This is a genomic window from Bacillus carboniphilus (genome assembly GCF_039522365.1).
GTDB classification, from domain to species: domain Bacteria; phylum Bacillota; class Bacilli; order Bacillales; family JC228; genus Bacillus_BF; species Bacillus_BF carboniphilus.
In genome coordinates this window covers 13,929-26,315 of the sequence record NZ_BAAADJ010000062.1, presented here as the reverse complement: position 1 = coordinate 26,315, position 12,387 = coordinate 13,929, and the positions used below count along the sequence as shown (strand labels likewise).

The following is a 12,387-nucleotide window of genomic DNA, read 5'->3' as shown; positions in this document are numbered from 1 at the left end:
AGGTTCCTTGTCCCAAAAGCGTACAAATTAAAAGGAGGCAACACATGCATCCAATAACAGTAATAGAAATTATGATATCCACTATTTTTGTAGCGGGCCTTTTTATAATTGCTTTCCTATTACCATACAGAATGAGGAAAAAGAGTATAATCACTGTTTCCTTCATAACACTTCTATTGCTTTTATTCTTTGCAGTACGTCCCTTCTGGATTGATTATCAAGTGTCCCTGAAAACAGAAAAACTAAATCAATATCTAGAGGAAAACTATCCAGGAGAAGTGTGGGAGATCAGGCGTCAAGTGGGAAGGCAATACAATCCCTATCACTTAAAAGTTACCTTTGAAAATGAAAAAGATTGGACCTATACCTATTACGTTGGTGATGACCAAATATGCCAAACTGTCTGGTCGCCACCCGATGGAATGGGGCCAATTGATGGAAAGCATTTCGAGTATAGCGGGTGCAAATAATAACTAAAAGGGAGATAATCATGGACGTGGTATTTAAAACAGAACAAGCGGTCTTCAATTACAGAGTAGTAGGAGTTTTGATTCAAGATGGACATGTTCTCATACATAGGGCGGTGAATGATAGCACTTGGTCTCTTCCAGGAGGCAGAGTGGCTATAGCTGAGGATTCAAAAGCAAGTTTAAAAAGAGAATTCATCGAAGAACTAGATGTGAATATTAAAATTGATAAATTACTCTGGGTAGTAGAGAACTTTTTTACTTATGACGATAGGAAATTTCATGAGATAGGGTTCTATTACTCTATTGAATTGGATGGAGACAATACGGGGTTTGATCAACAGCCATTCCATGGGGTTGAGGGAGAAAGGTTGATCTACCAATGGGTGCCGATTGAGCAACTGGAAAGTGTACCCTTATACCCTGAGTTTTTAAGAACGGCATTAAAGAATGTACCTGAACAAACCGGGCATCTTGTTGTGAAGCAATAGTGGGACAGGGTTCCTGTCCCCTTGTCCCTGACACATATCCATCATCCACCCATAAACTGTACTGGGGTGATGATTGTGTTACAACGGAATCAAATAGACGAAACTACTTATCATCAAAAATACTTTCGTCCATCTTGCTTGCCAGCTTTAAATTTGAGATTTCAATCTTTTGCATTCTTCCATCCATATTATGAAAAAAAACACGACCAAATCCATCTCCCAACTGAGTTGACCAAAACCCCTGAAGACACTGTTCTCAACTATTTTAGTATTTTGCGTGAAGCAGAAAATATGTTAGGTAGGAGCTGCGGGACAGTTGGTCATGCGCGAATACCATTTCCGCTTGCCTATAATTTCTTATCCGAGGAATACAAAAGAAAACTAAGTTATGAAGACTATCTTCATTCGTTTGCTGGAATAGGACATACGAGTTTGATCAAGCTATGTCGTGTACCTAATGTAAAACATGGGCTCAGGTTTTTTTATGAAATGGAAACCATTGAGGGTTTTGAAGGTAAAAAAGGGGAGTATTTTGGGTACTATTATGGATTTATCCAGTTGGTTCATGAAAAAGAAGGTTATCGGATTTCAGAAATGAGTCGCATTGAGGAGGATTTTCTGTGCGCACCCTATCATGGATGGAGTCATGATGCGGAATCAGCTGTTGAGGTGAAGTATGGTAATTGGTGCAAAATGATTCAGAAAAGATATCCAACAGTAATAAATGGATATGTTAAGAATATTTACTTCCATGGTACTGATGGTGCTGAATACTGTCTTATATTTTTTTCGTTGACCAATGGAACAGACATAGAAGTAGCTCAATTTCGCAAAGTAGGAAATGGAAAGTGGAAACCAATTAGAATTATCCCAGAAGAAGAGTGTTTAAACGATAATGACTTGTAAAAACAATGAAAGTAATTAAAGAAAATTATAAATATGCAATGTGCAGAGGGGCAATTTATTTCAAATGAAATAGTTGTCCTTTTTTTGTTACCCACATTATTGGAAAAATTACCAGGGCTCAATTTCTTTCCTCCATGCAAAAATGTTTGTATAGACACACTCGATCATCGGGTGGTAGCCTTATAAAGGCTTAAGAAAAATGGGGAAGTGAAACAATGAATGTTGGAACAATACTAATGGTTTCCATTGGGTTAGCAATGGATGCTTTTGCTGTTTCTATTACAAGTGGGGTTGTACTAAAAAAGAAATTTAATATCAAAACTCTATTAAAAATAGGTTTGTTCTTTACTTTTTTTCAGGCACTTATGCCTCTTATAGGATGGGGATTAGGTAGTAGATTTAGCATTTACATAAAGAATTTCGATCATTGGGTAGCTTTTGTCCTATTATTACTGATTGGTATTAAAATGGTTTATGATTCAATTGCTGAAGAAGATGAAAAAACATTAAATCCAGCAGATAATCGGGTGTTGTTGTTTCTTTCCTTGGCAACAAGTATTGATGCCTTAGCGGTTGGGGTCAGCTTCGCCTTTTTAGACATTTCCATCTTATTTGCTGTCTTTAGTATTGGGGTAGTAACGTTTGTCCTAACGATTGTAGGGATTTTATTAGGTAAGATAAGTGGAGATCGATTAAAGAAAAAGGCAGAACTTTTTGGTGGCATTGTCCTCGCATTAATCGGTACTAAAATATTACTCGAGCATCTTCATATATTTTAAAGGTAGTGGGACAAGGTTCCTGTCCCCCCTGTCCCACTCATTCCTCCAACCTGAAATACCATTTATAGAAGTACCACAGGATTGTTAAGGATATGTATATAGATAACCATGATACATACCATTCCCAGTGTACATATGAAATTAAGTCTGTATATTTTTCGAATAGGATTTCCGGGATGACTAGAGCAGTACAAAAGGTACTGGTATATAAAATCCTAACCCTTAGAGTCCTGTTAAGTGGGTAATAGATGCAGTAGAAACTACTTACGATGGGATATTGAATGAATTCAAATAAGAAGCTCGTGCGATTCACTTTTGCGAGCTCCCTTACAGGGTATTCTATGAGATTTAACTCGACAACTAGTAAGCCCAGAAACCAGGTAATACATTGTTGGAACGAAAATGCGAGACTAGCCTCTCTCCATTTTGATTTGGGTATATAGGCTAAAGACATGAAAGTAATAGCATACAAAATGTATAAAATTAAATGTTCAATTTGCATATGTATCTATCCTACTATTTTCTTGTGGCTTGATAGTCCACAATACATAACGCCGTAATAACCATAATTCAATTATAAAATTAAAGAAACTTCTGACGAGGTTATCCATCTTAACAGTCATAATGTTTGTAAAGGTTCCAACCAGAAACATAAAAGCTAAAATGATGCCAACGTAACATAAATAGTGGATTACCCGTTTTATGTAATTAGCCTGTGAAGGAAATCGTAACTGAAATATCGTACCTATTGTGGGAAAAACCATGTATTCCATTGTAAAATTTATATCGGTTGCTTTTTTAAAAAAACGTACAGGGGCTTCCAGTAAGCCGGCAAACGTTAGGCTTATACTAAATAACCATGTTAACATTTGAAAGAATAAAAATGCGGCAATAGCTTCGCGTATACGATTTCGAGGTACTGCTTTCCAAAGTATTATAGGAAACACAATCCAAATACCTGTTAAAACATAATAGTCGAAATTCATACTCACATCACCACCTATTTTTTATTATGGATTTAGTTAGAATAATTATTCGCTTTAAAACAGTAAAGGGTAAAAAACGTATTTACATGGTGCGAAACCTTTTTTCATCAAATACGTAATAATAATCAAAGGAATTAGAACTGGAAGTAGACGAATGGATAGAGTTTGTTGAAGAATGAACTTCTCGAAAACGGAGGGGTAGTTATGTGGTGGTTAATTGGTGTAGGCGGGCTTATATTATGTGTTTCCTTAATAAACTGGTGTTATAGAAGAATACGAAAGAATTATTATCATAATGAGAGTGATAAAAAAACTATTGAACCTCGGATGCATACTCACGATCATGGCGGATTTTTTCAAGAAAGAAACCAACACCGATAGAAGCTTACTTTTAAAAAGAACAAGGGGACGTCAGTTAGAACGTTCCCTTGTTTTTTTATGTGATTTTTTACAATGAATCTCTAGTCAGAAAGAACAATAAAAAGTAATAACGTTCGAATTTGTATTGATTTTTTGAGAAACTTCCTGTTAAAACTTTACAAAATATGAAACATTTCGTAAAATGATTTATAATAAACAATATAAAGTAATACAAAACAATACAAAGTAATAATTGCTTTTGAATATAAAACTTTGGAGGCTACATGGATCAAAAATATTTCGTTGATGAAAGAAGAAATAAGATTATCGAAATTTTAAATAAGAAGAGGAGGGTAAAGACGAAAGAACTTGCAGCCTATTTCTCGGTTACTGAAGATTTGATCAGAAAGGATTTTAATTTTTTAGAAAAGAAAGGGCTTATTACGAAAGTATATGGTGGAGGTATCTTGAAAACGAAGATGTCTGAAGTCACACCATTTCAAGAAAAAATGAACGATCACAATTTGCAGTTTGCAAGAGAAGCTTCGAAACTTATTGAAGATGGAGATACTATTTTTATAGAATCATCTTCTTTTACTGATCCCATTTTTGGTTGTTTGGACACATTCAATAACTTAACCATTGTAACTAACTCATTTCACGCTACATCTCTATCAAATAAAACCCATAAAGTGATTCATACAGGAGGTGTCATTCATCCTGAAGATAGGGGCTCCTATGGACGTATTGCCACACTTTGCGTGGAGCAATTTTACTTTGATAAGTGCTTTTTGTCTTTAACAGGGTTAACACCAGATTGGAAAGTCACAGCAGTCATAGATGATGATGTGACCTTAAAACAAGCTGCTTTAAAACATTCCAAAAAATCGATCATGTTGATTTCCTGGGATAAATTTCATCGTCATGGAATCTATCATGTTTGTTCGTTAGAAGAGATAGACACGATTGTATCGGATGTGGATGATCAGGAAGTTATTTCAAATCTTAAATCCAAGAATATTAATTTGGTACCGGTTTCTTTGTAAATTAAAAATACATATGTAAATAGGGGGATACGTAAATGACAACACCAAAACATATTGTTTCAGCTGCTGCCATTGTTTTAAACGAAAATAATGAATTATTGCTTGTTAAAAGTCCACTTAGAGGATGGGAGATGCCAGGAGGACAAGTTGAAGAAGGAGAATCTATTAAGCAAGCAGCTATAAGAGAAACAAAGGAAGAATCAGGTATTGATATCGAAGTAACTAAGTTTTGTGGGATTTTTCAAAACGTAAATCGGTCAATCTGTAATACTTTGTTTCTAGGAAAACCAATCGGTGGAAAACCTACAAATAGTTTTGAAAGTCTAGAAGTTGGATTCTTTCCTATAAAGGAAGCATTAGAAATGATAACTTTGCCAAACTTCAGGCAAAGAATTGAATATTGTTTAAATGAAGACCTCCATCCGTTTTTTATAGAGTTTTGAGAAAGGGACAGGACCCTTTCCCACCAGAACTCACTTAACAAAACAAAAGGCATTGCCCACGGGAGCAATGCCTTTCACCTCTATATAACCTTAGCTCGCAAACTCATTCTTCACAACACTCGTAAAACTCAACACCATCACACCAAGGAACTGCATGATCGTCTTAATAATTACTTGCCCTAAAATCGCCATCCATACAAACTCCCAAGGCACAAAACCTGCGCCAAGAGGGGAAAGACCGACGATTACGAAGATTGCAGAGTCTAATAATCCGCCAACAATTCCACTAAATAGCACTCTTACCTGAAGAGATGCCTTCAAACGAGAGTAAATTTCCGTATCTGTGGTTTCAGAAATCGCAAAACTCACAGCACTTGCAAACACAATCCAAAGTGTATCACCTAATAGATAACTAGAAACTGCCGACAACGCCAGCGCCAATGCAATAAACATGTACGTTTTCTTCTTGCCGTACTTATTCTGAACGATATCTCGTAGAATGAAGGTTGCTCCAATTAAGAATGATCCCCATGGAATGATAAAAAGTCCCCATTCAAGCGGGGCAAATTTAGCCGTGACAATGTTCGCTAACACAATCACACTTAAATAGAAAAAGATTCTCATGATGTTTCACCTATCCTTTTTTCTTGATTCCGTAGACTCATATATTTATCTAACCCTTGTTGCCGTAGCTTACAAGCGGGGCAGGTGCCGCAGCCTTCCGCGACAATTCCTTCATAGCAGGTGAGGGTCTTCTCTTTCACATAATCAAAGGCACCCAATTCATCTGCCAACGCCCACGTCTCCGCTTTGTCGAGCCACATTAACGGAGTATGAATGACAAAGTTATAATCCATCGATAAGTTCAGCGTGACGTTCAAAGACTTAATAAACACATCCCGACAATCCGGATACCCGCTAAAATCCGTCTCACAAACGCCCGTAATAAGATCCCTTGCACCCAACTGCTTCGCCAAAATCGCACCAAATGACAAGAATAATAGATTCCGTCCATCCACAAAAGAGTTCGGAACGTCTCCATCTTCCTGCTCAATCTCCATATCTGGTCTGGTTAACGAATTCGGTGCCAACTGGTTCAATAGGGACATATCGAGCACATGATGTTCCACGCCAAGCTCTATGGCAATTCCAGCTGCCACATCAATCTCTTGCTTATGCCGCTGATTGTAATTAAATGTGACCGCAACGACTTCTTCGTAGCGTTCTAATGCCCAAAACAAGCAAGTCGTACTATCCTGGCCGCCACTAAAAATCACAACCGCTTTTTCTTTCTTCTTCATTTTGTTCCTCCTTTTACACTAGGAGGAGGTCCACAAAAACAAAAAAACTATAACCAAGGTAAATAGAGTTATAGTTCGCCTTAGTTTTTTATAGAGGGATTTCCTAGGACCTCTCCTGCAGATTTGCAGATTTTATTCAATTAACTGAGTTATTATAACACATGGAATGGAGTGAGTATAGTGGGGGACAAGCATTTTCTTCTAAAAGAATTACCTGAATATTTTCTATAAAAAGAAAGGGGTTTTTTACTGATAATAGAAAGAGTAAGTGAGGTGATTTCAAAAGTCTTAAAGAAAACAAGCATCATTATGATATTAGGAACTTTCCATATGGCTCCTACTGACTGAGCAATATCTATATTAAAGGTTTCATGTAAATTTGGAAGAAGTCTTAAGTAAGATGATGATATTATCTAAAATAATTTCAGTAAGACCACTAGAAATCACACCCAAAACCTGCTAAACTAAAACCAATTAAATACAATATCCAGAGTGGACGAGAGATCTGGCTCTTTGACTCCACAGCAACCTGTTTCGTGTTAAACAAGGTGCTCCCACCAGCAAAGCAGTAGCTTTGAATGATATCAATGGGCGGATCAGCTCCTCTTGCATTTAAAGCGAGAGGAGTTTTTTGTATTTAAGAAAAATACAAAAGGAGAGAGTTTACGATGAATGCAAATGGTATGGCGAGAGGGTACATGGCTAAAGGGATGAATGAAGAGCAGTTTCTACAGCATGTCCTATATTGTATGGAGACAGAACTAATGGAGAGAGAAGAAAATCTAGCAATCTGGCATCGCTGGACCTCCAACCGAAAACAGTGTCAGCTTGGATTTGTTTTAAAAGGAGAATTATTTATGTTTGATTTGAATCGAGAAATCATTCGTTCCTTACAAAAGAGAAGTCCTTATGCATTAGATCGATTTTTGTGGACGGAATTATTGAAGTATGAAATAACAGTTCAGGACGATCATTATTTGCGTACAGTCTTTAGATGATCTTTAATCCCATTATGGCTATCATAATAGGGGCTAACATTTTCACAGGCTAGCCCCTTTTTATAATTGTAAATCCCCACTAACCATTTCCACCGTAGGAATATCCGCAGGTGCCCATCTTAACCCCTCCAAATCTTCCGGAGAAACCCACTCCAAAACACGATGCTCCTTCGCAACCGGCTCCCCAGACCTCACCGAACACGAATAAGTATGCAAATGCACTTCTACCGTTTCATACTGATGCTTCACATCCGTGATCTTTTCATGTACCACAATCTCCACATCCAACTCTTCACGAATCTCTCTAACTAAAGCCTCTTTCAAGTCCTCACCAACCTCAACTTTACCGCCAGGAAACTCCCAATAGTTCGGCATGCTCATGGTAGGGGACCGCAAAGCACACAGTATATGGTTGTTTTCATCACGAATAACAGCACCAACCACTGTAATCCCTTTCATTTGTAAAAACACCTCCTTCACATTTCTGCATAGTTCCTTTATTGACGAAAAAGATGTGGGCAATACGAACCAAACTTTATATCATTTCCTAGGCAAGCGCAAAAACTGACAAAAACACTGCTATCACGCGCCTTAGAGAAAAAACTTGTCGATTCATTGAAAATAAAAAGAAGGGTATAACCTTCGTGTGGCGAAATAATAAACATACAACCAACACTCCGTTTACTTTTCTGGTAAAATTTATGAAATAAGGAGTGCAGATTAAAAGCTTTTAGTATGTAGGAAATCGAGCAAAAAATATAGAACTAATCAAAGACAATCTATGATTCTATCAAGGGGGAGTACATATGCGTTTGGCCACAATTAAAATCAATGAAACAGAACAAGCAGCCGTCTTTTTAGAGGATCGCTATTATTCATTAGAACAAATCAACAACCAATATAATAAAACAGGGGACATAACCATTCTAGGCATTATCCAAAACGAGCAACTAGAAGAATTGACAGAGTGGTTTAACTCAGAGGGTAAAGTAGCTCTCCGGGACTTACCGATTGAAGTGAGTCTAAGTAAAGAGGAAGTAATCTATTCTCCTCTTTATCGCTACCCTAGTAAAATATGGGGAATTGGCCTGAACTATGTCGATCATGCCAGCGATTTAAATGAGATCGCTCCTCAAGAAGAGCCAGCCAGCTTCATGAAACCAACGACAAGTGTCATCGGGATGAACGATACTATCCAAATCCCAAAACAATCCAACAGAACAACAGCAGAAGCAGAACTAGGCGTTATCATCGGTAAAAAATGCAAGGACGTCTCTGAATCAGATGCCCAACATTACATAGCTGGATTCACAACCATTATCGACATGACAGCAGAAGATATCCTGCAGAAAAACCCAAGATACTTAACGCGTTCTAAAAGCTTTGATACCTTCTTCAGCTTTGGCCCACAACTTGTCACGCCTGATGAAGTTGAGGATGTCATGCAGCTGAAAGTGTCTACTATAAAAAATAAAACTGAAGTCAGAAGCAACATTGTTCAGAATATGACCTTTAATCCATGGTTTTTAGTGTCATTTCACTCGGAAGTCATGACGTTGCTACCTGGGGATATTATTTCTACGGGGACTCCTGGTGCTATAGTGATCAATGACGGGGATGAAGTGGAGTGTCAGATTGATGGGTTTGAGGTTCTAAGGAATAGAGTGCGCGATCTAAAATAAAATTTAGGAAACAACTTTTTTTAAACAGTTATTTTATATAAAGATAGGAGGCCTCTATAAGAAAGCCTCCTTTTTTGTTTGTTAAGTTTATTGGGAATAGGGCTAAAAATGCAGAACTAGTAAAAACTATTAAATAGTAGAATTGTGACGGTTATTGTGCAAATTATAAAAAAGTCTTTTCATTTTTTTACGGGAGATTTATAGGAAAATCATACCAAACATTTTGCGTTTTTACTGAAACCAGTCCAAAAGCTTCACATTTTAAATCGTACTTTAGAAATATTAAAATATTCTGACAAAATGATATGATTTAGATAGTTAGTAAACTAAACTAACTAATCGAGGTAGGAAGGAGGATACCAATATTTCTGTCATTTAAAACTAAATTGAAAGGGGTTACATAATGAAAAGGGTGTTAAAAGTATGTTTGTCACTCTTGTTATTAGTCACTTTTTTCCCGTCACTACAAGGGTTTTCCGAAACGAAAGAAAATCCAGACGTAGAACTTTGGAATGTATTAAAACCTCTTAGTACAACTGTAACTTTCCTAAATACAGGTGCTCATCCAGATGATGAACGAAGTGATTTTCTAGCCTATCTTTCAAGAGGCCTAGGTGTTAAAACAGCTAGTTTAATTGCAAACCGAGGCGAGGGTGGGCAAAACGAAATTGGAACGGAATTAGGAAATGGCCTTGGAATTATTCGCTCCAATGAAATGATTGAAGCAGCGAAAATTACCGGTGTTAAAGCCTATCATTTAAGTGAACTCACTTCGGATGCCATCTATGACTTTGGTTTCTCGAAATCACCTGACGAGACGTTAGAAAAATGGGGAGAGGATGTAACATACGAACGGCTTATCCGTTTCATTCGAACGTACAAGCCGGATATTGTCATGCCGTCTTTCCGAAATGTAGATAGTCAACACGGGCATCATCGAGCCATCACGATTCTTTCTCTACAAGCATTTGAAGATGCAGCGGACCCAACTGTTTTCCCAGAGCAGTTAGAAGAAGGGTTGACACCATGGGAAATTAAGAAGGTCTATTTACCTACAGCTTCAGACTCTAACCCAGACAACATTACCTCCATTGAAATTGGGATGTATGACCCAATCTATCAAATGACGTATCCACAACTCGGTGAAGAATCAAGATATATGCATAAGAGTCAAGGGATGGGAAGAGACATCCCGGCAGAACCTAGACAAGTTCAACTTGAATTAGTAAATGCGATTGAATCCGCGAATAATCCAGATCTATTCGCTGGCGTACCATATGACTTTGCAGAGTGGGCAGAACTAGTCCCACAAAAGGGTCTGCAAAAGCAATTAATCGAACTTCAAAAGAGTTTAGATCAAATTGTTGAACTTTATCCAAACAGAAGTGAAATACTTCCTGAAGTTCAAGATTCATTAAAAGCCGTTGAAAGAGTAAAAGCAATGGTAGACAAAGCACCATTAAGTGAAGGAGTTAAAGTTGATTTATTCCATAAACTCGAACTGAAAGCAGTACAATTAAAAGAAGCAAGTTTTGTAGCATCAAGTCTAGATGTGAATACATCACTTGATTCAAATGTGTTAACGAGTGGTGAAAAATCTACCGTAACGATGACCATTACGAATAATGGTGAAAAGAGCATCCACCATGTTGCTGCATCTCTCGTACTACCGGATAATTGGGAAAACAGTGATGTAAAGAAAGTAACGAAATTACAACCAGGAGACTCTAAAACTGTTACGTTTGAGGTTCAAGTTCCTGAGGACAGCGAATCCTTTGATCCTTATGGTCAGCCAGTTATTCAAAGTAAAATTTCTTATAAGGAAAACGGATATACCACGGAATCCGTACTAGAGCTCGATAACACAGTAGCGGTTTTACCTGGATTAAGCCTAACAATGGACCCACAAAATGTAGTCGTAAACACAGCGGATGTACAAGATGAAATCCCTGTAAAAGTTAAAGTGAAAAACTATTTCGAAGGAGCAAAAAATGCAACAGTATCATTGAATCTTCCTGAAGGCTGGTCAAGCAATCCTTCTGCAACAGAGATTTCTTTTACAGAAAGATTTGAGGAAAAAGAAGTGTCCTTTACTATAACTCCTCCGGATGATATTGAAGAAGGGGACTTTGTCATTGAAGCTGTAGCTACAGCAGACGGAAAATCGTTCAATACAACGGTTCAAGAGATTTTATATGATCACATTAAAGATATGTACTATCTATATCCTTCTGTGATCAATGGCGTTGCTTTTGAACTGTTAAAACCAGATAACCTTAAAATCGGCTATATTGAAAGTGGTTTTGATAAAGTCGCAGATTATTTAGCGAATGCTGGTTTTGATGTAACAAAGTTAACAGAGGAAGATTTAACATCTGCTGATTTAACTCAGTATGACACGATCGTAACGGGTATCCGTGCCTATCTGTCGAGAGAAGACCTTGTACAAAATAATGATCGCTTACTAGAGTATGTTGAAAATGGCGGACACTTTGTTGTTCAATATCATAAACCAGGTGATAATTGGGACACGGATGCAACAGCGCCTTATCGACTCAAAATCGGAACACCTTCCATTAGATGGCGTGTAACAGATGAATTAGCAGATGTTACAGTAACACAACCAGATCATGCCCTTTTCAATTATCCAAATGTAATAACAGACAATGATTGGGATCATTGGGTTCAAGAGAGAGGACTCTACTTCCCGATGGATTGGGATTCCAATTACGAGACATTCTTATCCATGGCAGACCCTGGAGAAGATCCGTTTGACAGTGGTGTTTTGTTAACGGAATATGGTGAGGGTACGTATTTGTATACAAACCTAGTTTTCTACAGACAAATGGAAAATCAAGTTCCAGGGGCTTATAGAATCTTCACGAACCTTATTAGTTATGGATTAGGAGAATAAAATAAAGATTGTAT

At 37.4% G+C, this 12,387-nt stretch carries 14 protein-coding genes and 2 riboswitches; of the genes, 9 read left to right on the top strand and 5 right to left on the bottom strand.

Translation table 11 applies throughout. The features are described 5' to 3' along the window. The first annotated feature begins 44 nt into the window (after positions 1–44). From ABDZ91_RS18925 to ABDZ91_RS18910, 4 genes are all read left to right on the top strand, one after another. A complete protein-coding gene (locus tag ABDZ91_RS18925) occupies positions 45–470 on the top strand; it encodes a hypothetical protein (RefSeq protein WP_343802570.1) in 426 nt (141 codons plus the stop codon). Between the two features lie 20 nt (positions 471–490). Further along, positions 491–958, top strand: coding sequence for an NUDIX hydrolase (locus ABDZ91_RS18920; RefSeq protein ID WP_343802567.1), 468 nt, complete (start codon positions 491–493; stop codon positions 956–958). A 75-nt stretch (positions 959–1,033) separates the two neighbouring features. After that, positions 1,034–1,864, top strand: a complete 831-nt coding sequence (locus ABDZ91_RS18915; protein ID WP_343802564.1) for a hypothetical protein — start codon at positions 1,034–1,036, stop codon at positions 1,862–1,864. A gap of 215 nt (positions 1,865–2,079) precedes the next feature. Then, positions 2,080–2,643, top strand: coding sequence for a manganese efflux pump MntP (locus ABDZ91_RS18910; RefSeq protein WP_343802561.1), 564 nt, complete (start codon positions 2,080–2,082; stop codon positions 2,641–2,643). A 37-nt stretch (positions 2,644–2,680) separates the two neighbouring features. Here ABDZ91_RS18910 and ABDZ91_RS22020 read toward each other — a convergent pair whose 3' ends face one another. Together ABDZ91_RS22020 and ABDZ91_RS22015 are read right to left on the bottom strand one after the other, a co-directional pair. After that, positions 2,681–3,097, bottom strand: coding sequence for a CBO0543 family protein (locus ABDZ91_RS22020; protein ID WP_425541874.1), 417 nt, complete (start codon positions 3,095–3,097; stop codon positions 2,681–2,683). Between the two features lie 37 nt (positions 3,098–3,134). After that, positions 3,135–3,629, bottom strand: a complete 495-nt coding sequence (locus tag ABDZ91_RS22015; RefSeq protein WP_425541870.1) for a CBO0543 family protein — start codon at positions 3,627–3,629, stop codon at positions 3,135–3,137. Positions 3,630–4,273: 644 nt separating this feature from the next. On the opposite strand from ABDZ91_RS22015, the gene ABDZ91_RS18905 reads away from it, so the two are divergent. Together ABDZ91_RS18905 and ABDZ91_RS18900 are read left to right on the top strand one after the other, a co-directional pair. Beyond that, positions 4,274–5,035 (top strand): DeoR/GlpR family DNA-binding transcription regulator, encoded by a 762-nt coding sequence (locus tag ABDZ91_RS18905; protein WP_343802558.1) that lies wholly within the window; start codon positions 4,274–4,276, stop codon positions 5,033–5,035. Positions 5,036–5,070: 35 nt separating this feature from the next. Further along, positions 5,071–5,478, top strand: coding sequence for an NUDIX hydrolase (locus ABDZ91_RS18900; protein ID WP_343802555.1), 408 nt, complete (start codon positions 5,071–5,073; stop codon positions 5,476–5,478). 90 nt (positions 5,479–5,568) lie between these two features. Here the strand turns inward: ABDZ91_RS18900 and ABDZ91_RS18895 are convergent, their stop codons facing one another. Both ABDZ91_RS18895 and queC read right to left on the bottom strand, forming a co-directional pair. Then, positions 5,569–6,102: a VUT family protein gene (locus tag ABDZ91_RS18895; protein ID WP_343802552.1), complete on the bottom strand. Its 534-nt coding sequence runs from the start codon at positions 6,100–6,102 to the stop codon at positions 5,569–5,571. Further along, positions 6,099–6,779, bottom strand: a complete 681-nt coding sequence (gene queC, locus ABDZ91_RS18890) for a 7-cyano-7-deazaguanine synthase QueC (protein ID WP_343802549.1) — start codon at positions 6,777–6,779, stop codon at positions 6,099–6,101. Before queC ends, ABDZ91_RS18895 begins: the two co-directional genes overlap by 4 nt. 74 nt (positions 6,780–6,853) lie before the next feature. After that, positions 6,854–6,898, bottom strand: a riboswitch (PreQ1 riboswitch). A gap of 361 nt (positions 6,899–7,259) precedes the next feature. After that, a riboswitch (SAM riboswitch) is annotated at positions 7,260–7,367 on the top strand. A gap of 80 nt (positions 7,368–7,447) precedes the next feature. Between queC and ABDZ91_RS18885 the strand changes: the two genes are divergently transcribed. Next, the gene (locus tag ABDZ91_RS18885; protein ID WP_343802546.1) at positions 7,448–7,777 is read left to right on the top strand and encodes a hypothetical protein; all 330 of its coding nucleotides are present in this window, start codon (positions 7,448–7,450) and stop codon (positions 7,775–7,777) included. A gap of 60 nt (positions 7,778–7,837) precedes the next feature. Here the strand turns inward: ABDZ91_RS18885 and ABDZ91_RS18880 are convergent, their stop codons facing one another. Beyond that, positions 7,838–8,236 carry a (deoxy)nucleoside triphosphate pyrophosphohydrolase gene (locus ABDZ91_RS18880; RefSeq protein WP_343802543.1) on the bottom strand — a complete coding sequence of 133 codons (399 nt, stop codon included), beginning with the start codon at positions 8,234–8,236 and terminating at the stop codon, positions 7,838–7,840. Between the two features lie 347 nt (positions 8,237–8,583). Here ABDZ91_RS18880 and ABDZ91_RS18875 point away from each other — a divergent pair, with 347 nt between their 5' ends. Further along, entirely contained in the window at positions 8,584–9,459 is an 876-nt protein-coding gene (locus tag ABDZ91_RS18875; protein ID WP_343802540.1) for a fumarylacetoacetate hydrolase family protein, read from the top strand. Between the two features lie 403 nt (positions 9,460–9,862). Beyond that, positions 9,863–12,373 carry an NEW3 domain-containing protein gene (locus ABDZ91_RS18870; protein WP_343802537.1) on the top strand — a complete coding sequence of 837 codons (2,511 nt, stop codon included), beginning with the start codon at positions 9,863–9,865 and terminating at the stop codon, positions 12,371–12,373. The last annotated feature ends 14 nt before the right edge of the window (positions 12,374–12,387 follow it).